At 47.7% G+C, this 22,296-nt stretch carries 13 protein-coding genes; 3 read left to right on the top strand and 10 right to left on the bottom strand.

The genetic code is table 11. From position 1 onward, the window contains the following. Nucleotides 1–277: 277 nt before the first annotated feature. Together AB0L18_RS12235 and AB0L18_RS12230 are read right to left on the bottom strand one after the other, a co-directional pair. Nucleotides 278–1,066, bottom strand: coding sequence for a tetratricopeptide repeat protein (locus AB0L18_RS12235; protein WP_367392877.1), 789 nt, complete (start codon nt 1,064–1,066; stop codon nt 278–280). 19 nt (nt 1,067–1,085) lie between these two features. Continuing rightward, a complete protein-coding gene (locus AB0L18_RS12230) occupies nt 1,086–1,397 on the bottom strand; it encodes an HU family DNA-binding protein (protein ID WP_367392876.1) in 312 nt (103 codons plus the stop codon). Between the two features lie 393 nt (nt 1,398–1,790). On the opposite strand from AB0L18_RS12230, the gene AB0L18_RS12225 reads away from it, so the two are divergent. From AB0L18_RS12225 to apaG, 3 genes are read left to right on the top strand one after another with little or no spacing between them, the layout of a single operon-like run. Further along, nucleotides 1,791–2,666 carry a YicC/YloC family endoribonuclease gene (locus AB0L18_RS12225; protein ID WP_367392875.1) on the top strand — a complete coding sequence of 292 codons (876 nt, stop codon included), beginning with the start codon at nt 1,791–1,793 and terminating at the stop codon, nt 2,664–2,666. A gap of 20 nt (nt 2,667–2,686) precedes the next feature. Further along, nucleotides 2,687–3,250 carry a guanylate kinase gene (gene gmk, locus AB0L18_RS12220; protein ID WP_367392874.1) on the top strand — a complete coding sequence of 188 codons (564 nt, stop codon included), beginning with the start codon at nt 2,687–2,689 and terminating at the stop codon, nt 3,248–3,250. An 11-nt stretch (nt 3,251–3,261) separates the two neighbouring features. Beyond that, on the top strand, nt 3,262–3,648 hold the full coding sequence (gene apaG / locus AB0L18_RS12215) for a Co2+/Mg2+ efflux protein ApaG (RefSeq protein WP_367392873.1): 387 nt from the start codon (nt 3,262–3,264) through the stop codon (nt 3,646–3,648). A 448-nt stretch (nt 3,649–4,096) separates the two neighbouring features. Here apaG and AB0L18_RS12210 read toward each other — a convergent pair whose 3' ends face one another. From AB0L18_RS12210 to AB0L18_RS12175, 8 genes are all read right to left on the bottom strand, one after another. Further along, a complete protein-coding gene (locus tag AB0L18_RS12210) occupies nt 4,097–6,349 on the bottom strand; it encodes a hypothetical protein (RefSeq protein WP_367392872.1) in 2,253 nt (750 codons plus the stop codon). Beyond that, the gene (locus AB0L18_RS12205; RefSeq protein ID WP_367392871.1) at nt 6,342–7,301 is read right to left on the bottom strand and encodes a hypothetical protein; all 960 of its coding nucleotides are present in this window, start codon (nt 7,299–7,301) and stop codon (nt 6,342–6,344) included. The genes AB0L18_RS12210 and AB0L18_RS12205 overlap by 8 nt, the downstream gene beginning before the upstream one ends. A gap of 15 nt (nt 7,302–7,316) precedes the next feature. Continuing rightward, the gene (locus tag AB0L18_RS12200) at nt 7,317–8,525 is read right to left on the bottom strand and encodes a T9SS type A sorting domain-containing protein (protein WP_367392870.1); all 1,209 of its coding nucleotides are present in this window, start codon (nt 8,523–8,525) and stop codon (nt 7,317–7,319) included. 319 nt (nt 8,526–8,844) lie between these two features. Continuing rightward, nucleotides 8,845–9,312: a hypothetical protein gene (locus AB0L18_RS12195; RefSeq protein WP_367392869.1), complete on the bottom strand. Its 468-nt coding sequence runs from the start codon at nt 9,310–9,312 to the stop codon at nt 8,845–8,847. Between the two features lie 114 nt (nt 9,313–9,426). After that, nucleotides 9,427–13,482, bottom strand: coding sequence for a T9SS type A sorting domain-containing protein (locus AB0L18_RS12190; RefSeq protein ID WP_367392868.1), 4,056 nt, complete (start codon nt 13,480–13,482; stop codon nt 9,427–9,429). A gap of 68 nt (nt 13,483–13,550) precedes the next feature. After that, a complete protein-coding gene (locus AB0L18_RS12185; RefSeq protein WP_367392867.1) occupies nt 13,551–19,151 on the bottom strand; it encodes an HYR domain-containing protein in 5,601 nt (1,866 codons plus the stop codon). Nucleotides 19,152–19,204: 53 nt separating this feature from the next. Beyond that, complete coding sequence (locus tag AB0L18_RS12180) at nt 19,205–21,565, bottom strand: LamG-like jellyroll fold domain-containing protein (protein ID WP_367392866.1); 2,361 nt, start codon at nt 21,563–21,565, stop codon at nt 19,205–19,207. Between the two features lie 36 nt (nt 21,566–21,601). After that, nucleotides 21,602–22,213, bottom strand: coding sequence for a hypothetical protein (locus AB0L18_RS12175; protein WP_367392865.1), 612 nt, complete (start codon nt 22,211–22,213; stop codon nt 21,602–21,604). Between the last annotated feature and the right edge of the window lie 83 nt (nt 22,214–22,296).

Here is a 22,296-nt window from a genome sequence, read left to right as displayed (position 1 = left end):
GACAGCTCAATAGTAATATAAACAGCTTAGCCGACCCCTTACAGGAAAGGGTCGGCAAATATGCTGTAAGTAAAACATTCAAACCGGAGGCACATTGTACAAGCTCAGTAGCTGATCCTGCACCTAATACGCCAGGAGGCAGAGAATGTTATTACTTGTTCTTCTTCTTGTGACGGTTCTTGCGCAAGCGTTTTTTACGCTTGTGGGTCGCAATCTTATGTCTTTTCCGCTTCTTTCCGCAAGGCATAATTTACGTTTTAAGTTAATTAATTAAAGTTTATTTTGCATTATTTCGGCAACGTTCGTCGTAAGCTTGCGCTTGCGCTTGGTCGCCTGCACCTGCATAAGCTTGCGCTAACAGGCAAATAGCATTCAAATTGTCATTTTCCAGCTCCAGTGCTTGATTCAGGCGTTGGATCGCCCGTTCAAATTGACCGGTTTTGATGGCCAGACGGGCCAGTGATGTTAACACGAGAGGACTTTCCGGGAAGGATTGTTCTAACTCTCTTAACATCAGAATACCCTTCATTGGTTCATTCGGAGGAGGAACTTCTGTGTAAGTCAGTGCCAGGTTGACCTGGTTGGTGACATTACTAGGGTCAAGGGATATGGCATTTTCAAATGCACGGATAGCCCGTTGATTACAAAAAGTTCGCACTTTGTCCGACTCGGCACGCTGCACACAAATTGCGTACGTCGTTCCAGCAATGGACCATGCTTTCTCTGATCCTTCCAATTCCGCAATCTCTTGGGCATAGTGCCCGGCAATTGCAGGGTATTCGTTTTCGTACCAACGACCGGAAAGCTGTTTTAGCACCTCTACTTTTAGAGAATCGCTATCAGCTAAAGCCAATTCTTGCTGTAAGGCTTGAATGGTACTCATTTGATCTGCGGGGAGTTCATCGTGGGCTTCGCGGATCAAAATGTTTACATCGGTAGCTTCCGATTGCAGCATGCGGGTCTGTTCAACCTGCTGCTGGCCCGGTGGCTTTGTCTCACAACCAAAATACAGTACAAGGAACAGCAACAAGGCGCCACCGATAACAGTATACTGTAAGTTAGTCATAATTTTCTGAGGTATTCAATTAATCGTTATCCTCCTCATCAGGAGAACTCGTTACATTATCTTTCACTTGCTCCACAAAAACCTTTGCAGGTTTGAAGGATGGAATAAAGTGCTCAGGGATAACAATCGCCTTGTTTTCTTTGATATGGCGACCAACTTTTTGGGCGCGCTTCTTTATAACAAAAGAACCGAAGCCGCGAATATATACATTTTCTCCGTCTGCAAGTGACCCTTTCACTTCTTTAAAGAATGATTCCAGGGTAACCAGTACATCAACTTTTTGTACGCCCGTCTTTTCAGCTATAGCTGCTACTAGATCAGCTTTTCTCATCGTTATTTGCTGGTTTATAATTAGTTATACTAAAAAATGCCCTTCCGGCAAAAGAGACGCAAATTTCGCTAAATTTTACACTTAATGAAAGGATTCGCTGATTAATTTTCATTAATAATCAATTAGTTAGCAACGAATAGCGTGGTTAACCCTCCTTCTTGCCGAATTATTTTCTGCAAAACCCCTATTTACCAAAGAGAAAGGCAATACCTTGGCCAATATGCCAAATAAATCTTTTCCTAAAAAAACATTGCCAAACCTTGTTTTACGCCCTTTTAACATCATAGATAGCTCTATTCAACAGGAAATAATCCGATGATTGCACGAAGTTTTATCCACTAAACGAGCTTTAAACCTATATTTGCCATTTCCTCCAAGTGAAAATGAAACTATATGCTATTATCCATGACGGGCTACGGGCGAGCTACCAACAATTGGGAAGATAAAACCATCTTGGTAGAGATCCGGTCTCTGAACAGTAAGTACACCGACTTGCGCCTGAGGTGCTCCCAAAACCTAAGGGAAAAGGAAGCAGAACTGCGTAAGATGGTTACTGATTTTGCCCATCGTGGCAAATTGGAAATGTCGATCGACATTACCTCCCACCTCGGAGATGATCAGTTTGGGCTTAATATCCCGCTGTTTAAAAAGTATTTTACGGCACTCCGGGAGCTATCATCGGAATTCGACTACGAGGACAAGACGCTCATGAGTGCGATCCTGCGCCTGCCCAATGTGGCCGCTTCTTCCGATGGCGAAATGTCGAAAGAGGAATGGAAGGCCATTACAGACACCATTAATGACGCGTTGGCCAAATTCCAGGCTTTCCGCCAACAAGAAGGTGCTGCTACGGCTAAAGACCTCTCCGAACGTGTAAATATTATTAGCTCGCTACTGGAGCAGGTAAACCCTCATGAACAAGACCGCATCGACGCCATCCGCGACCGCCTCTATCGCAGCCTTGATGACAAAATGGGGAAAGACCGCATCGACGAAAGTCGTTACGAACAGGAAGTCCTCTTTTACCTCGAAAAAATGGACATCAACGAAGAAAAGATGCGCCTTGCTCAGCACTGCGACTATTTCATGGAAGTCTTGAACAACAAAACCGAGGCCAAAGGCCGCAAGCTCAGCTTCATCAGCCAGGAGATTGGACGCGAGATCAACACGCTCGGAGCCAAAGCCTACTCTTCAGATATCCAGCGCCTGGTGGTAGGAATGAAGGATGAGTTGGAAAAAATCAAAGAACAAACGGCTAATATCGTTTAAAGGCAAAAAAAACTTAGCTCATGTCTAAGCTGCTCATTTTCACGGCTCCTTCCGGGGCAGGCAAAACCACGATCGTTCATCATTTATTGGAGACCTTTCCGGAGCTGTCTTTTTCTATTTCAGCGACTACCCGCAGGCAACGCCCTCACGAAAGGGATGGCTACGATTATCATTTCATCACCAAGGAGGAATTTGTAAAGACGATCGACTCCGGTGGTTTTGTGGAGTGGGAAGAGGTTTACGAAAACCTTTATTATGGTACCCTCCACAGTGAAGTTGATCGCTTGTGGGCAGAAGGTAAACACATCATCTTCGACATCGAAGTGAAAGGTGCTACCAACATCAAAAAGGCCTATCCGGAAGAATCGCTGGTTGTTTTTGTGAAACCTCCCAGCGAAGAGATTTTGTTTTCCCGTTTGCGGGAACGCAATACCGAAAGTGCCGAGAGTCTGGCCAAACGTATTGCCCGTGCCGCGGAAGAGCTGGCCTACGAGCATAGTTTCGACTACGTCTTACTCAATGATGACCTGGCAACGGCACTGGCCGAAGCGGAACAAGTCACCAGGGATTTCTTAAACTTGTAAATCCATAACTTATGGAATCTCTCCTCGCTAATGGTATTCGTGTGAGTGTTTATGCCCGTTATCAGGCAGCATACTCCAAGCCCACCGAAGACCAATACGTTTTCTCCTACCACATTGTCATTGAAAACTGTAGGAAAGATACCGTACAGTTGCTCTACCGCCATTGGGTGATCACCAATTCCATGGGCGAAATACAGGAGGTAGAAGGCGATGGCGTCATCGGCCTACAACCCGTGCTGGAACCGGGCGAGGTGCATAGCTACGACTCGTGGTGCCCACTGTCTAGCCCACTAGGTTCGATGGAAGGCCGCTACCTCATGGTGAGTACTGAGACGGGTGAGGAGTTTTACGCCCAGGTGCCGCGCTTTCAATTGGAGTCGACGGTGATGATGAATTGAGGGCGTCTTTATAGTCCGTAAAGGATACGGGTAGCTTTGCGCCCTTCAGGTAGCGTGTATATGAGATATCAACTGGGCTTTCGGGGTGCGGGGTGCGGTTTAAGCTTCCGACTTCCTTCCGATATCACTGAATCCGACCTTGAGCCGTTGGCGATTGATGGTTAGCCTAACTCTTACACCCTTACACTTTTCCAACTTTTACACCTTTTCAGGTGCGGGGTGCGGGGTGCTCAAACCAAAAGATTGGTTTAATGGTCTTTAGGAGGAAGGGGTAGCCTATGTCGAGTGCTCAGTTTGCCGATTTTGAGTCCGGACTAGCGCTGCGCAGCCCCCTGGACCCGGAACGCAGAGGAGGGGCTACCCGCGAAGGCGGGTAGGGCGAAGCATAGCGACCCCGCAGCAAGCGGGGTAGGCCCCTGATGAACAAGTCTAATACTTTCACACGCTGTTATTTCTTCCTAACCACCACTCCCCTATCTTCTTGGTATTCAAATATCAGTTGCTGCCCTTCGATTTCCAGACTGTTTAAGAAGGGGAGAATATCCGACTCAAAGCCGCCGATAATCCCAATGCGGTAGATACGTTTTGGTGTTTTTACCAAAACCATATTGCCTGTACCAAAGCGGCGCATGGGATTGACCAGGCTATTGCTGGCAAAAACGCTCCAAGTGCCCAATGTCACCTTTTTGAATTCAGCAGGTTTATGCGCTCGGTTGCTACATTCATAAGCTACCAGGGCGAGGAGTTGTCCATCGGTCAAATCACTATTGATAAAATGATCAATAAAAATATGCTGTTGGGAAACCGCTGACATCTGCAGTACCGAAGGAGCTATCGCTACCGATACCAAGCCCGGCTTCGCTGATGCCTCTATTGGGGCTTTGGAAATGGTAACGGACACAATGGAATCTCGATTGTCAAAATAGAGGGTTTCAAACATCTCGTACAACCGTGTACTCATCGGAGGGTTTGCCGACGTTCGGTGCTCAAATGTTAGGTCAGCCTCTGCCCATTCGTAAGTAGCATAATGCCTGATGGTATCAAAATCAGGCGTAATTTTAGTGATTGGAGGCAGGCGCAATAATCGTGACTCCTGGCGTTCTTCGAGCTGACGATCAAGGGTAGAAAGGCTGGGTACGGCAATATCCTGGTCACTGTAAGCCTCCTCGGACAAATTGGGCAAGGTAGCATAAGCGCTGTAGCGATTAAAAACCACCTGGCGATCTAATGTTGACGTAAGCTTTTCAGCTTCATAAGGTTTTAGCTTCACCAGCTTTCCCAACGCATCAAGCTCTGGCTGAAATCCTATCCCGTGATAACGTAGCGAAGCAAAGAAAGCCACTTCATCAAGCGAGAAGGTTGGAGGAAAGTAATTGGGCAGTTCTCGATCAACAATTACTTTGGTTACCCCTGCCATAAGAAAACGGTTACCATCCCGTATGCCCAACATGAACCGTTGGTAAGGGAAAATAGCTTTAGGGTCGTTTATCACCTGCTCCTGCGGAAGCGATTGCCAAATTTCAACATTTCCCACCTGCTGCTTGATCACCTTCTTTTGCTCGCCTGCAAAAAAAGCTTCCCATTCTGCTGCCGACAGGCTGTTCCAATCAAAAACAGTTACACTGAAATTGCCATTAACATCATCTCTCCCCACCGTAAAACCTAGTGGGTAATCAATGGGCATGGCATAAAGAAAAGGCCGATAAGCAGGAGGGGCAACTTCTACAATCGTTCCTTGCTCATCAAAAATCAAGGTTGGGCCTTCTTGAAAAGGAACAGCACTCACCTTGGCGTATTCAAAGTGATCAAAGGACAAGCCTAAAGCACGGCTGGTAAAAGTTTCCTTGGTATCTGTGTATTGGGCATGCTGTATTGCCTCGACGGATGTGCTTTCTGTATAGTCTCCACGTGGAAAGTGAATCTCAATATGCTTTTGTCGATTGCGAGAAGCATACTCATCCAACAGTACTTTAAAATCTGACGGCCGCAGTGTCTGCTCTCCCACACCTATACAGGGGTGCTGGTATTGCAATTGGTAAATGTCTTTTTGGCCTTGCTTAATGGTGATCACCAAAGGTGCGGATAGGCAGTGCGGATAGGGATTGGCATTGGTCAGTTTGACAAAATCCAACAAGCTGTCAATTTCAAACTGCTGATCGTGAGCTACCTCAATGGCTAGCTTGACCAAGTTGGGATCGGTGCTAAAACGCCCTTCTTCATCAACAAACTGTCCATTTTTCAACCGTACTGCCTGATCTGTTCTCGCAATGAGGGAGAACGTATCTAATGGGTGAATCAGTTCGGCCCGGAAATTTACTGGGCCAGAATAGTTTTGCCAATTGGGGGCAGCAAATTGGATCTTCAGGTTCTTAAAAGGATCTACATTCAACTCGCTATAGCTACTTCCCTGGTGCTCTTCGACAAAATTTGCACTTCCTGGTTGATGTTTAAGCAACTCGCTTTTTACCCGCAGCAGTTCCTGCCCGTCGGGGGTAGAGATGTAACCTTTAAAATGGTAATGAATTTCTACGCCCGTGAAGTTCATCACTTCAACATGTGCCACGGAAGCTTCCGTCACCTGCCCCGTATGAGCACCTGTAAACTGCATATTAACCTGGGCAGCTAATTTACCCAGGCTTCCAATAAGCCCAATCACCAACAGGGCTACCAGGCGAATATTACTTAAACAATGCTCACTCATAACTACGAACTTTTTTAATAAATACCGAAAAATCGCCACTCCCATAGCGGTTCATTCCTTCGTAAGCTTTATCCAGCGCTTCCTGCCGTTGGCCATCAAGGAACAAGACCGTGGCCCAGTTCAGGATCGCACGCTCGGGTTTCTTCAAACGATCTATTGATGAGGCATTTGCCTCAAACAATCGTACCGCATCATGGTAACGTCGGGCCTCCAAAAGCTCGGCAGAACGCTCCATCAGGCTGCTGCCTTTGCGGTAATACAGCCAGTTGGATTCGATGGGGGTGGGCAAAACATCCGCCAGAAACATCTCCATCGATCGCTGTTGCAACTGCTCAGGACGGAAGTTATGGAGGGTATCCAGCTTGGTATTGACAGAAGTTTGATCCAGCCCTTCCGCTTCAAAGACTTCTTCCGCCAAATAGGGCAATTCGACGATTACACGGCCCGTACGTACCTCATACAAGCGCCACAAGGCACTCAGTGTCATGCTCTTGGTGCCGCGCACGGCGCGGATGTAGTAATCCTTGCCTTGCTCATCCAGTTGGTGCTTGTCATAAGTTTCGTAGGTGCGGATTTCTCGTGGGAACAACTGCTCCAGGCACAACAAGCCTTCACTCACCCCGCCAAACTCCCGCACCTCGGCACTGTTCAAACGAGGGGCTGGAGAGCCCGCATTGGCATCGCGCTGGCTTTTGGGGAAGACCGTCGCCGACACGGGCAGCTTGCTGGCACAGGTCTGCAAAAACCGCACATTGCCCTGGGTGTAAAGATCCCCGGTTCCTAGCCGTGTTCCCAGGTTAGCTTCCTGGGCACGGTCTACTAAAGTGAGGCTACGCATCTGGGCAATAGCTGGAACCCGCGCGGGCAATACCTGGTCAACCACAGTATGGTATTTGGCGGAGCAGCCCATTAGGAGGGGGAGGAGGAGGTAGTAAAGTCGGAATTTCATCATTTTGTTAAGTATAGCCTATTCTTTGATAAACTTTCGCACCCCAACCTTACCTTCACTAGAATAGATTTTTAGAAAATACAGACCTTCCTGCAGGAAAGCCGTTTCCAAAGGTAGCGAGGGTGTTTCTGCTTGCCAAAGAACCTGACCACTTACGTTCAAAATTTCTACCTGCTGAATCTGGTCATCCACTAGAACGCTTATCTTGTCTTGAGCAGGATTGGGATAAATACCAAAATTTAAGGTAGGAACTTCTCTAACACTATTAGGTCCCGTGCTCAATTGCACCAAGCCCAAACTGGTGGCCATCCACAGATCACCATTAGCGGCAGTCTTCATTTGGCGGATATTATTGGTGGGCAGATCAGAGTCGAATAACAAGTAGGTTGTAAACGTTGTTCCATCATACGCACTTATCCCGCCGTAATCAAACCCACCTAACCAGACCAAACCTTCCGCATCAACCGTCACTAAAGTGGGATCATTGTCATGGATATCCGAATTTTCAGTTGTAAACTGTGCAAAATTGGTACCATCAAAAGAGACGAGGCCTTTGTCCGCTATGACCATCCATACTTTACCCGTGGGGTCAACTTCCAGGTCATAAATTTCACCGCTGGGTATTGCTGAGTTGCTCCAGATATAATTCGTAATCGTGCCATCTTCTACCTTGAAAAGACCTCTAGACAGGGTTCCTACCCAAAGCACCTGATTCACCATATCGTATGCTACCGTTCTGGTATTTACAATATCTTCTAAGTCCGTCCAATTTTGACCATCAAAAGCCTGTAGTTCAAAGCCATTGCTTGTGCCTACGTAAAGAACATCATTCGCTACATCTTTTGCCAGTGCTAATACGGGATCTACGGTCAAATCAGAATTCGCACTTGTCCAGGTTTCAAAAGTCTGGTTCTCCCAGTCGATGCGAGATAAACCGCCAAAGCTGCACGCTTCGACAATACCCTCATTAACGATCAAATCCTCCAACCTACCCGAAAGTAAGCCCAGGGTATTGACATTGAGCCTGGTCCATTGCCCGTCTTCAAAAAAAGCAATGGTTTCGCCAGTCGTGGTGGCATTGGTGCCTACCCAGATCCGGTCATTTTCTTCATCAATAGCAATAGCTTGCAAAGAATTATCACCGGCAGGGTCGGTGTAAACGGTGAAGGTTTGGGTGAAAGCGCTGAGAGAAAGTGCGCTTAGTAGTAAAGTGAAAATTGGTTTCATATCCTGATGGGTTTGAAAAATTATTTTGTACAAGCATACTCCGGCCAGGCTATGCGTAGTGGCGAGATTGAGCCATTATAGTCATAGTCATTAGACTTGTTCTACCGGGGCAATTTACCTTCGAAATGATCCTGGCAGAACAAGTCTATTATGACGCAACCGGGTTCTCCTATTAGATTGTCAAAAACAGGCACAGGGCAAAACCATAAAACCACAACACCAACTAACAATTCAATCGTGATTTAAAATTGAATTCAGTAAATAAATAACTTAAATCAACCTCAATCACTGCAAATTAATTTTGCCCTGCACTCCGTTATCACGGGTAAATAGAGACGGATAAAGACGGATCAAGGACACGTCCTGGTGAAATGTTATGATTTTCATTGATTGCTGTACAGTTGCCATTTACAGAATCAAAACATTCACAATTCAGCCATCTATTAACAGCGCAGAATCCAGTACAACCTTGTACTTTCTTACAAATAAGTTGAGCTGTTGAAGAAATTGAAAACACTGTTCCCGAATTAGTTAGTGGAATTGCAATGGTTGTGTTTAAAGATTCTTCATTTATTCCAGAATACTTAAAAATTAAACCGTGTGTTACCTCATCTACGGTCTCATCAAATTCTAATCGTTCCACTGTAGTCAGCTCGGTCTGTTCAGGGGCTAAATCCTGAGCTAATTGAATTATTTCATCAGATGTAAAGTAGTTATCAAAAGTGTCTTTCTTACATCCAACCGTTGAAAGAACAACAAAAGCTAAAAATAATAATTTGAAATTCATAAAATCTGTTTTAAAAGTGTTAGAAAATAAGTCAATTTTTCCAATTCTGTTTTATCCAGTTTTCTTTTCTAGCCTGTCCACAATAAAGGAATTTGACAATCAACTTAAGACAGCTTATTGCCTAACTATTCGTTTGCTCACGAGCTCTCCTGTATTCGTGCTGAGTAGCAGGAGATAAACACCACTGGACAAACGGCTCATATCAATTTGCATAACATAATCACTTGGATCAAGGGCTTCTTGAATTAAAACACGCCCATTGACGTCCATTATTGAAACCTGTGTAAATCCACCAGCTTCTTCCCACTTCACAGTAGTCAGTCCATCCGTGGGGTTAGGGAAGACTTTTACTTCATTAGTTGATTGTACCAAGGAAGTTTCACTAATCATATTACAGTATTGATCGCTAAAACAGACCGTACCGTCATCCGCAACTTCCATAACGTCAATGCAAATATTGTACTGCCCGGAGCCCGTATACACATGGCTTATCGGCAGCAGGTTCGCATTGATGAGTTCTACCTGTCCATCACCCCAAGCAATACTAAGTTCATCACAATCAGCCAGGCTGGGATTGCTCACAGTCGTCGTTGCACCATTGACATTGATGGTAAAATCGTTCATCGCATTTGTGAAAGCCGTCTCACTTTCGCAACACTGCAATGGACGAAGGCACACATCATCCAGCGCGATATAAACACCTCCTGCCATTCCATCCTTGCGGGTAAAAAAGAGGTGATTAATCCCGGCAGCAGGAAACCCTGGGTCGGCGGAATTCAGTACAAAAGTGAGGGTAACAAATTGCTCATCACAATTGCTTGGAAATGGATAGGTGGCAAATTCAAAACTATTCGCCCCGCCAAAAAAGCCGTCATTGGTAGGCATACTGAAGCTGACTGGGCTGGCTCCGGTGGCTAAACCAGGGGCATTAACGCCCCAAATACTTAGTTCAGGATTGGTAAAATAGCCCCCAAGGCAGGCTACTTTGAAGCTTAGTTCGTATTGTCCCGTATTGGGCAAAATAGTGTTTACCAATTCATTCATCATCCCTTCCCGAAAAACCTGCCCACCAACATAGGCACTCCACATACCCCCAAAATTGCCCTGGCTGGCGGGTAAAGGAGTAGCCAGGCCACTAGGGAGTAATTGGCTGGTATTGTAAAAATCGGCTGTACTAAATCCAGCAGTAGGTTGCCAGATAGGGCCCCAGAAGCTGGCATTGGTAATGTCTTCATCCGAGGGGGTAGGCGTACCTTGTTCAAAATTTCCATTCTGAATGAGGTTATCTTCCGTACAAAACGGTTCGGGGTCTGGCATAGGACAATAACGATCGCATACGTACTCCGCATCGTGCAAACCGTGCTGGGTGGTCGTAGCAGCAACAGCAGCCAGGCTGGTCAGCCCGTTGAATACCGTGGGTGCACCGGTGCCGCCACCGCTGGAAAAATTCCACGCAATCGGCGCTGAACAATCACAATTGCCTAAGCCGCCTTGACCATCGGTTTTCACCAACCAGGTATCAAAATAGTTGAGTCTTCCAAAACCAGTAGAAGGACGATCTTTTTGGATGCTGCCACCGGTGAAGGCATAACCTCCATCAGCAGTTGGAGTAATATCGTATACCTGACTTTCCGGGTATTCAGCATCATTATAAGTCTGCGACCATTGCAAACCATTATTGGAGCTTATCAAGTCAAAAAGATCAATGCCCGCCAAAAAAGCGGTACTATTTCCATTGGCACGAAGGTTCCCTGCTACTACAACAGTGCTGTTATTCAGTGGATTTACCACTGCGTCATTCACCACAACCTCAGCTCCTGAATATTGATAAAAACTGACCAGTTGGCCCAGTTGTATAAAGAAGCGATTGCTGCTTTCCTGATAGCCAACAATGGCTAAAACCAGGGGCGACTGTTGGTAAATAATTTCTACAGGGATATCCTTGGTTGTGTTGTTGTTGTCTACCCAATAACTAAGGGCCAAATTGGAAGCAAAATAGGAGCAATCGTACTCTACCTCAAGGTAGATCAGGTCATTGTTCAGCAGCCCTGCGATACCATAATGGAGTTCATCCTCACGGTTTACTACCACCCGTCCGCTGTGTGCGGCTCCACTGCCCGGATTAATATCCAACACGTTGGCACAACCGCTCAACATGGCTACATGATCGTAAGTCGTGATGAAGGTTTTTGTAGTACTACCAACGGTAGCTGCTCCCGTGATAACCGCCAGATCACCGTGCAAAACAAAATCATAGGGTTGTACTTCGCTCACCGCTGGATCTCCCAGGCTCAACTCCTTTATCCAAAGTAGCAACCCGGTAGCATCCAATTTAGCAAGGTGCATTTTGTCGGATCCTGTATTGTCTTCATAGAGCAGTACCAGCAAACCCGTCGTAATACCGGCTGCATCACGTAGCTCTTCTACTTCAACCACTTCCAGAAAAGTGCTACTGGGGTGTATCCAAATCTGGGGAGGACCCAACACCGTCCCATCAACACCATAACGAGCAACCACCATTTCCAATTCACCATTGATCACTGAATGGCCGATCGTGAAATAATTGCCGTTGCTTGCCTGAACGACCTCCACGCCCAAGTCCATCGTATTCAACAAGGTATCTGGTTCTAATTGATAAGTAACATCAAAGGTTTTCATGCTTGGGAGCGGTGGCATTTCCTGGCAATTGGTGGCTAAAAAAGTAGCCTCCGGAGCATCGGCAAAACCAGGGCTTGCAGTGATAGCACTGGGGTTGCTTTCCGTTAAGTTGACGCCAGGATCCCCCAGCACCGGATTCACAACATCCAAAAGAATACTGTTCCCCTCTTCACAAAACTCGTAGTTGTCAGGGCTGGAATGGCGAAATTTCCTCACCAATAAGCCCGCATCATCACCAGCACCTCCCCAATAAGAAAGCATCGCTCCGCTCAGTGCATCCAGATTGACCAAGGCCTGTGGGTAGTACCAGGCACTAATGGCTTCGGGAATCAATGGGTCAAAGGTGCTAATGCTATTGAGGGCAGCAGAATTGTTTGGTTCTAAATAATGCACCCCAAACGACTGGGCCGACAAATTGTAATTCACCAAAAAACCGATCTGCCCCTGATTCGTACCACCCGACCAGGAATAGTCCAGTGCTCTACCTTGAATCGTCAGATGATCGGCATAAGGTGATTTGACCAAAGTATGGCCGTATTTATCCAGTTCGAAATTACTGGAAGATGCTTCGAAGGATTGGCTCGCATCCAAGGCCCCGGTAAGTGCATCAAAGACACTGATCCCCAGATGGTGACTAACAGAAATATTGGCCAATACATATACCTTTTGATTGCTCTGATCGTACCAGGCACTCGCGCCCATGTCAATGGAATTCCCGGTGTAGTAACTCGCATCCCATAGCTGGTTGCCAGCACCATCGAGCATCAGCGCTAAAATACCCTGGCGTTGTTGACCGATTACGGTAAGGCCGTTCTTCCCTCCGGTAATAAAGTAGCCCTGATCGGTGGGCGTCACAAAATTGGCTACATCCCAATCCAAGGTATACAGCGGCCCCACGTTGGAGTCAAAGTACTTTTCCCAAACCACGCCCAGGTTCTGATCCAGCTTGACGCAAAATGACTGCTTATCCGGGCCTCGAAGATCACCTCCATTCAGGGGCTCGTGTACCATGCCTACAATAACAAAACCATCATTGAAGGCATCCGGTGTAGCTGCGATGTGCAAGCCCATACCATTGGTGGTGGCGGAGAGTTGTTCCAGTACCTTGGTCTGAGTGACTACACCGTTCTCATCGAGCATCAGCACGACCGTACGGTTGACACCGCCATCGTCTACATAACCCGTGATGGCATAGCCTGTATTGCTCCCATCCTGAAAGGCCGTAATGCTCTTGGCCCAGCTGTTACCAGTAGCGGTGTAAACAAATTCAAAGATGACACTGCCATCCTTGTCATTGAGCCGAAGTACATGAATATGTCGCTCGTCGGTGAGCTTGTTATGTAAAGTGCCCGCAATCACTACATCTCCTGACCCATCAACCGCCGTAGTGATGGAATAATCACGAAAATCATGATCAGGCTTGGAGAAGGTGTTTTCCCAAGTCGACTGAGCAGCAACCGTAGAGACCGCCATCAGTAACAAGCAGATCATCAGAATAAAAGGGAATCGCATAGGAGTTGGATTTTGTAGTTGATTAAAGCAACTGCCGACTTTAGTTCGTCGGCAGTTGCAATGTGCAATTACTGTTTAATCACTTGTTCAATCAAAATCTTACCTTCCTGGCTGAAACTTCTTAAAATATATACACCAGCAGGTAAGGAACGAATGTCCAGCTGATAGCGGGACTGCGCTGATGAGTAGGTTTTTTGAAGGAGTAGTTTTCCTTGCAAATCAAACAACTCCAAGCGCGGTAAATGATCCGCTTCGGTCAATTCAACCTGGATAATCCCTTCCGTGGGATTGGGGAATATTCGAGCCGGCAGCCTAAACTCCTCATCCACGGAGACGGTGCATGGTTCGCGATCCCCACATTGCAATAAGTTAAACGTATCGACCTTGACGCAAGTCGTGCCACCATTTACACAAGTCACCTCAAAAGTAAAGGGACCATCCCAGGTAAAATCTACGACCAAATCTATACCTGTTTCTCCCGGAATAGCTACCCCGTTGTCATACCATTGGTAGGTGCAATTGAAGCCACTCAATGGATTAAGGACGATGCCATTCAAGGTGATCGTGTCACAGTTGCAGCGGAAGCAAGGGCCGGCAACATAAACCTCCATCGGTTTATCCAAGGTGACCACCTGGCTACGCACCGCTCCGGGGCAGCAAGTACTTTCTACTACGCAGTAATAGTTTCCTGATAATGGAAGCCCATTATAAGTGTAGTTTACCGGCGCACTGGTAACACCACTCATCGTGTGAATAACTTGTCCATTGCGGTACCAGGTGACCGTATAGGTACAGCCAGGATCAGCAGGATTAGGGTCAAAATCCACACTCAGGTCGACGGCAGTAGGCGTACATACATCATCATACTGGGCCGTAAACGCATTGATCGTGATCGGATCAATGACTTCCAGCAAGATTTCAATCTCATCGGTTGGGCAGACGCCGTTGGTCTTTTCCACCTTCACCCAGGTATCCGCGTACAGGCGGTTGGAGTAATACAGCGGGTTGCGATCACCATTGGCCGTGAGCGGCGTGTAAGTAGGCACGGCATCCAGGCGTAGGAACCAGTCCCAGCGTTCGGGCGTACCCGCGCATTCCGGCTCGTATTCCAGAATAACATCTTCGCCATAACAGAGCGGGTTGGTATCCGGTGGCAGTAAAGTGAGGGTACCTACTGGCGCATCCTCGTTGTCCAGGCGGATGGTCGCACTACAGCTTTGGGTGCCACATTCATTGCTCACCTCTACCCGATAAGTATACGACTGGGAACACTCCGTATTGGCCAGGGTAAAGCTCAGAGCGGGTGGCTGGTAGGTAAGTTGACCATCGGCAGCAGGTATCGGGTTGCCTTGCGGATCAAACCATCTGATATTATCCAAACAGGCGGTAGTACTCAAGTTTACCGTAAGTGGCGCAGGGGTGATGGCACTTCCTACCCAGCAATAAGCCTGATCTGATGACAGGTTGCAACTCACTGGTTCGCAAAGCGTAATGGTCGCAATATTGCTTGTCAGCATGGTACATGGTCCCGCGTCGGGTCCCATATCAACTTCTGCGTAGACACAGACATCACCGTTGTGGTAAATCGGACTAAGATTGAGATCAGCACAGCCATTGCTTACCTGAATCAAGGTCCAGCTGCTAGGCGGGCAGGGTGCGTCGGCGATGTACCAACGTACCTGTTGCACATCGTAGAGCGTATTGCAACCGAGTAATGGTATTTGTACAGTTCCGCCCGTTTTACACACTTCCTGCGGGTCAACGGAGATTTCCTTACAGCAAGGCGTTGCCAGCGTCCGGGTAAAAGAGCAATCATGGACGGCACCATCCGGACAGACACAGCTGACGTTGATCGTAATGCTGATGGTGTTAGGCACCGGTGGTGGAGAAATGGTCGCTAAACCACCTACTGTATATGCCGGCCCCGTACCTGTGATGGTAACGTTGCTGATCGTCACACCAGCCTGCGTGCTAATCGCATTGATGGTACAAGCTCCCGGGCCTGCTCCGGTCAGATCAATCACTGTAAAAGAAAAGGCAAACTGGTCGTCTACATCAGTACATTCGATCTCTCCACTATCTACTTCTGCGCATTCACAATTGACCGTTACCGGAAAACTGCACGTCGTTTGGTTACCAGCCATATCAGTAGCTGTGCAAGTAACCATCGTAGTCCCACAGGGAAAGAAGTCGCCACTTTGGTGGCTGCAAACGTAAGTAACCATCGGGCAGTTGTCGGCGAAGGTTGGTGGCAGAAAGGTGACATTAGCACCACCGTCACAGGCGGCTACAGATGTTACGATCGGGGCCGGGCAAGTGATTACGGGTGGCTCCTGATCTTCCACCGTAATGTTGTAGGTACAAGTAGCCAGTTGGCCCTTGCTGTCTTCGGTGGCACAGGTGATGGTGGTGATGCCTTTATTGAGGGTTACGGGTGAAATCGCCGGGCCGGTGGTTGCCCCCGACATGGTACAGCCAAAAACAAACATGGTGGTACAATCATCGGTCGCCATAGGGTCTACCAGCGGAAGGGTCGCAGTACACAAGCCGGGGTCGGTGGAGATCGTAATATCTGGCGGGCAGGTAAGTGTGGGGGGATTATCGGTGACGGTGACTTGCTTTTGGACGGTGCAGACTGCTCCGGTAGCGGCATCTATCACGCTCAGGCATACTGGATATGTACCCGTTCCCGGGAAAGTCCAGCTGGGATTTTGGCCCGTCAGTTCAGGGCTGGCGGGGTTATCACAAAGAATATCCCATTCGTAGATATAAGTGCTGGTACCAGTAGTGGAAGCAAAGAATTGCACCTCACAACAATCGGCCTCCCAGGTGAAGTCGCATTCAAAATTAGAACAAGCGATCTCCCCGAGGTCTTCGCAAACGATATTACCACTAATGTCTTTCCAAAAATAGTTGACCGCAAAGAAATTCCCCGCACCCGCCACACAATACTGGATAGCTGCCGGTAGCTGACCAAAGGGCAAAGCAGGGCCACTGGCACTACGAATCCTGATCTCATCACCAGCGGCATTAAGGGTGTAAGTCAGCGCAGGATCGACGGCAATATTGGAAAAAGTGACCGAGCTTATGGCTTTTATACACAGCTCATAAACGGGTCCAGGGGAGTTGTTGACATAATCCAATTCGTAACAACACAAACCATCGGGATTTGGAATACTGGTCGCCGTAATCTGCAGGCTATCACAAATAACATCACCACCTCCCTGTCCATTGAAGCAAAATTCAGGACGTACGAAGTAATCATCATGGTACAATGAACCCGCAATAAAATCAAAGGCAGGAGTGGTGGCAGTAGGAATAAAATCACTGAGTACGGCAGTAGGATTTACAACCGAAGCTTCTAGTGAACCCAGACATCCTGTATTGATAGTGAGTTCCCCGAAAGGGGTAGCTTGCAGGAACATCTCATCAAATTTACGGACATTGATGATTGTACCAATATCGGTCGTCACGGTTTCATTGGTCCAGCAAGAACCAATAATATTAATCTGATCGATAATAGGTTGCAGCTGCAAGTCGGCAGGCTCCGACCCTTCTTGTAGTAAGACCTGGTTCAACCATAGTTGATTACCAAATGGATCCAGTCCCATTAAAAAGGTCTTTTGCAATTCAGGGTCAGCCGAGGAAGTTATTGATGTGGGCAATGCCGATACTCCGGTCAGTATCAGGTCGCCATTGAAATTAATTTCTGCATCTACTACCTTTTCGCCACCGCCAGAGAGGTTGTACAACTTATTCACCAAAATTAAGGGGATAGGCGTAGGGCTCGCAAAGCCAAGTTTCAGTAAAAAAATCCGCTCATTAGGGCTGGCCGTCAAGCTGACACTACGGGAATTGCCTATTAGAAAAAGATCATCCCCATCTCGGCGAATACGGACAGTCTCTTCCCGAGTGCCGGGGTCACCATCAATATCATAACAAATAGCGAAAGTGGGCACGAGGGCAGCATCCAACAAGAGGAGATAGGCCTTATTACCTTTGGCTCCCGTCAGTGCATATCTTGCGTTGGGGTGCCCTGGCAAAGGGGTATCCAGCTCCAGCACCGAACGGCCCGTAGCCGCAACGGGGCCAGTAGCATCTGTAAACTGGAACGTCTGGTGGCTTATATTTGAAGGGCAACTCGTCAAGACCGAGACAATGACCTGACTAACCGGAGCAGGCGGTGGCGCAGGAATTTGGGTCCCTATCCACATCAAGTCATTGTTAGTAAGCGATATAAGTTCGTGAACACTCTCCCGGTTCAGGCCCGGTGTACTCGTAACGTCCGCATAGGAAAGCATCACGCCATTGGTACTGTATTCGGCGTAAAAGACATCCTTATTATTGCCACTATTAGTGGTGCCTACTGCGGCAAAGGTGCCGCCGCTACAAGGCATAGCGGTTCTTATGACGTGAAAATTCTCAATCGTTTGTGCCCCTGGGTCTACGTCTGTAAAATCACTTAGGGTCGCATTAGGTTGGAGGGCACCAGTGGCATTGTCCCATTGTTTAGCCACAATCTGCTGGTCACCTTGTAGGCCTAGAGGGACATTGGTACTGCAAAAAGTATGGGTATTATTACTTCCAAAAAAACCGCCATCGTAGGCCAGTGCCAAGCCTTTTTCATCTCGTATGTTCGTAGGGTTAGCGGTGACATCACCGTAGACACAACCCGCCCATACGGTGGGTGTGAACGGGCAATTGAAAAAAGTAACGGTTTGTACATCTAAAGCGCCAAGTGTCACCTGAATGCTCAAAGGTGAGCCAAGCCAGCCTATTTGCTGTCTTTCCCGAACGGTATAACTGCCAGGTGGCAAATTATTAAACTCAAATTCACCAAAAGCATCACTCTGGGTGGTAGAAACGACGTTTCCGGTGCTGTTATCAATCAAATCAAAAACGAACCCAACCCCTACCTGATCTACCGTTGGGTCAAATTGCTGATTACAATCATTATCCAATATTTTCTGCCCGGTAATGACGGAAACGGCGCAACAGCCCAATTGCTCATCGTAAAGCGAAAGGCTACTGACGCTCGTCATCGTTCCCTGCACCGCAAAGCCACTGGCGACAGCATTGGTATTGAACAAGGAAAACTCAAAATAATAGTTGCCCGCTGGCAGGAAAAGCGCCTGGTTAAAGGGCACCCCCACATTGAAGTTATTGGTATTCGGCGCAGCGGGTAATGCTACCGAAAATGGCATCGGACTCCCACTACCATCATAAAGCGTCAGCGAACCCGTATCATCTGCTTTGATGCGGCCACTGAGGAGTACTTCCGTGTCCTGGCAGACACAGAAGTAGCGCCGAAACCGCCAAGGCTGTGTAGGGTTGGCATTATTAGGCCCGAAAGCAGCCTGGTTGGCCATTGACAAAGGCATACTGCCCGGAATAACATTCCAGGTAGTGTTAATCGGATTGATCGCGTAGGCCGTAGGCGTAGCCACCGAAGCTGGCAGTGTACCCGTCACTGGAGGAATGTTCATCAATCGCCAATGAGGATCAATCTGACCGGCACTTATCACCGCACCAGCAAGTTCGTCCCAGCCGGTACTGAAATTAAGATTGGTTGTTTGCACACAGCTGGGATTACACTGGGCATTTATGTTTGAGATACCCAGCAGTCCCCACAGCAGGACGACTAGGCAAGGGATAAATAGCTTTTTCATAATTCTATTGTTGAATCAGTGCCTCTCGGTACTGACTTTGCGTTAAAAGGGTTTTATTCGTTCACATCACAAGGCACCACCGTGCGCTGGGCCATATCTTCACAGCCCGTAACAGGGTCAGTAATGGTGACGGAATAGGTGGTGCCACCGGCTGCTGGCGTATCTGTTATCATACAAGTAGTAGCACCCGTTGACCACAGGTAAGTGAGTGCGCTGCCGCTACTCCCTGAGCAGGTATTATATGAATCGCACGCCGACAAAGTGATAGAATCACCCAGTTTGGCACATTCATTAGGACTCAGCGGGCAACTAATAACCGCAACGGTCTCACAAACTTCCACGCAATGCTGGTCGCTCACTACGGTATGGCAACCATCGGTAGCTTCTACCCAGTAGCAGCCTCCTTCGAAAATGGTGAGGCTCGTGCCACTTCCTACTACCAGCCCATCGTGATACCAGGTGTAAGTAAGACTAGCATCTGGATTGCTAACATTGAGAATAATGGGCAAGTCTTCCAGACAAACCTGGTTAAGTCCGGCAATGATCGGGATGGCCGGAGTAGGCTTCAATTGAATCTCTACCATATTACTAAAGCAAGGATCACAAGCCGATGGGCTGGACAATGGGTTGCACTGGATGCGGTAAAAGATGGAAGTAGCACCAGCGGGCCAGTTGTAGTTATTCCCGGGTAGAATATTGGTATTCTGAATGCTTCCAGACAAGCCCATATTCACCCAACTGCCGGGAACACTTGGCGTGAAACTGTATTGCCACTGAGGTATACAGTATTGAAAAGGCGTAGCGATCTCTAATTTAGCATCGTTGCCGGGACAAATTTCATAGACCAGGGGCGAGCTGCTCAGGAGTGTCAGGTTCGTCGGGCTACCGAGCGGAGAACCTTCTATCGTACCACAAACAGGTTGTGGATCGACAGTAACGCACTGCTGAAAGGTGGCTAATTTGCCCTGGCAATTGCTCACTTTGGCTTCAAAGCAGTAGCTGCCCGGCGTGCCGCCTGGAGGGAAAGGAGCTGTCCAGGTGGGGTAATTGAAGGAGGTCTGATTAGCATAAGCGGGTAAGGGCGTAGTCCCGGTGGGATCAACAAAACACCAATCGATGGTGACATTGGGCCCAGGTGTTGCCACGAAAGGATCCAGGGGATTGAGGTCCACCTGAAAGTTGACCAGGTCGCCTTCGCAGAAGGGGCCACCAGGCACTACCGTCAGGTTGGCACCCGTAATGGGGCAGCAAATTTGCAGATCGTATTCGTTGCTTACGTAATCGCACTGCTCACCCGTAGGGCCAGTTGCGGTACTGATGGCGCGGTACTTACGATCCACAAAGCCATCGGTATTACCAGGGCAGGGAACTTGTATTTCGGCAGGTAGCACCGGAAAACAGAAATCCTGAAAGGATGGGGTACCCACAGTCGCCCAAGTACTTCCGCCATCATCCGAAAACTCCCACTGGACGGTGACGTTGCTGTATGGCCCAGGAATCAGGCCATTGTCATCCAGACAAACATGGACGGGGTCGCCATCGCAGATGCCGGTGAGTAAATTATTTTGGTAAGGATAATCACGAATCTCCAGGTTAAGTCCGTGAAGGGCTGGAAAAACTACGGGCGCGTTATTGGCCGTGAAATTACTCGTAGGGCCGTTCAGCGAGAAGAAATTCCCAGCTGCACCGAAGAGCCCAACATTCGTTCCGGCTGCGGAATAGTCGGTAATTTGTGTGATGGCTGTATTGTTTCCACCAGGTACGATACCTAGGTCATCAAAAGTCCAATAGGCAAATAAATTGGCTTCATTCCCACTCAGCGGACAGTAGCGCTGGCCACACAAAACGGCTGGGGGCAGTGCCGTATCATACAACTGAAATTCGTCGATGGTGCCGAGCCAATCCTGATTAGCTGTTAAACCACCACCCGGCCAATGCCCCAGGCGCAAGAAATCGAACTGATTGGTAGGGTCCGGGTTGAGCGTCGTGCTGAAGATGGATACATTATCCAGAAAAACATCAATATTAAACCCGGATTTAATCACGCACAGGTGGTACCAGGTGTTAGTACTCAAGGTTGCGATCTGAGTTGTGGTAAGGCTATTACTTGGTAACTGATAAAACAGGTTGAAGGCATTGTTACCACATTCTCCAATTTCAAATCGGTTGCCAGCACTACCCAAACTTAGCAATCGCTTATAGCTTCCACTACAGAGCGGACTGGTATCCGTATTTTCGGTTTGAAACCAGAGGGAAATACTGAAATCGGGATTAGGGTTGGCGAGCGTTGTGCCCGTCAGCGGTAATTGTACCCAGTCGTCTTGACCGTCAAAGTGCAGGGCATTCTGTGCGCCGCTCCATTGCCAGCAGAGGAGGCAGAGGAGGCAGAGGAGTGTTGTTAATAGGGTTTTCATAAAGTTAGATTTAGATAAGAATAAAAGCCCCCGCTTTTAGAAGCCATTCAGCAAGCCCGCGTTGCCAATAAATTGACCGTTGAGGCTCACTACTCCATTGGTGAGGGTGTAAGAAATATCCAGTTGTGCTGTCCTTGCGGTGTAGTCGACAGTAACCGAATTGATGGTGACATTGCCACCACCACTACTACCAGCTTCTACAACACTGGCTCCGTTTTCACTGGGCTCGCCGTAGGTATCTGTGCCCAAAGGGTAGGTGTCTTCAAATTGTATAATATCGTAGATGGCAGTAGATTCTTCATCAAGGACATGAGTGCCAATACTGATCATAACATCTTGTTCATTGGTGAATAGCGTAGAGCTATTATTGACCCAAAGCACTACCGCATGTTTGCCGTTGGTATTCATCGAAATACCGTTGACATTATCTTCTCTAAAATCAGTATCAGCTAGTAGGATACCGTATTGATCCAAGTAATTTGGACCATCATCCAGCAGTAGATAGGCATTGGTCGTAGGATAATTGGTTGTGCCAATAGCGAAGGAGTTATCAGGAACGCCTGGCTGTGGTCCATTATCATCATCGCAAGCTGTACCAAGGAGTAAAGCCATAGAGAACAGCGCTATAAAAATCATTTTTCGTACCATGACAAAAGGGTTTTATGGTTGATTTCGAATCAGAGTGTATTGTTATTAAGCACGCTAATCAGTCACTAAACAAAGACAATATC

This window comes from Lewinella sp. LCG006, from assembly GCF_040784935.1.
In the GTDB taxonomy this organism is placed as follows: domain Bacteria; phylum Bacteroidota; class Bacteroidia; order Chitinophagales; family Saprospiraceae; genus Lewinella.
Note: the sequence above shows the minus strand (reverse complement) of the source record. Positions and strands in the feature narration are given on the sequence as shown.

Excerpts from the sequence above, each read along its gene's own strand:
- AB0L18_RS12185 (WP_367392867.1), bottom strand. The coding sequence starts at position 19,151 with ATGAAAAAGCTATTTATCCCTTGCCTAGTCGTCCTGCTGTGGGGACTG.
- AB0L18_RS12210 (WP_367392872.1), bottom strand. The coding sequence starts at position 6,349 with ATGAGTGAGCATTGTTTAAGTAATATTCGCCTGGTAGCCCTGTTGGTG.
- AB0L18_RS12225 (WP_367392875.1), top strand. The coding sequence starts at position 1,791 with ATGCTATTATCCATGACGGGCTACGGGCGAGCTACCAACAATTGGGAA.
- AB0L18_RS12230 (WP_367392876.1), bottom strand. The coding sequence starts at position 1,397 with ATGAGAAAAGCTGATCTAGTAGCAGCTATAGCTGAAAAGACGGGCGTA.
- AB0L18_RS12175 (WP_367392865.1), bottom strand. The coding sequence starts at position 22,213 with ATGGTACGAAAAATGATTTTTATAGCGCTGTTCTCTATGGCTTTACTC.
- AB0L18_RS12235 (WP_367392877.1), bottom strand. The coding sequence starts at position 1,066 with ATGACTAACTTACAGTATACTGTTATCGGTGGCGCCTTGTTGCTGTTC.
- AB0L18_RS12205 (WP_367392871.1), bottom strand. The coding sequence starts at position 7,301 with ATGATGAAATTCCGACTTTACTACCTCCTCCTCCCCCTCCTAATGGGC.
- AB0L18_RS12190 (WP_367392868.1), bottom strand. The coding sequence starts at position 13,482 with ATGCGATTCCCTTTTATTCTGATGATCTGCTTGTTACTGATGGCGGTC.
- AB0L18_RS12200 (WP_367392870.1), bottom strand. The coding sequence starts at position 8,525 with ATGAAACCAATTTTCACTTTACTACTAAGCGCACTTTCTCTCAGCGCT.
- apaG (WP_367392873.1), top strand. The coding sequence starts at position 3,262 with ATGGAATCTCTCCTCGCTAATGGTATTCGTGTGAGTGTTTATGCCCGT.
- AB0L18_RS12180 (WP_367392866.1), bottom strand. The coding sequence starts at position 21,565 with ATGAAAACCCTATTAACAACACTCCTCTGCCTCCTCTGCCTCCTCTGC.
- AB0L18_RS12195 (WP_367392869.1), bottom strand. The coding sequence starts at position 9,312 with ATGAATTTCAAATTATTATTTTTAGCTTTTGTTGTTCTTTCAACGGTT.
- gmk (WP_367392874.1), top strand. The coding sequence starts at position 2,687 with ATGTCTAAGCTGCTCATTTTCACGGCTCCTTCCGGGGCAGGCAAAACC.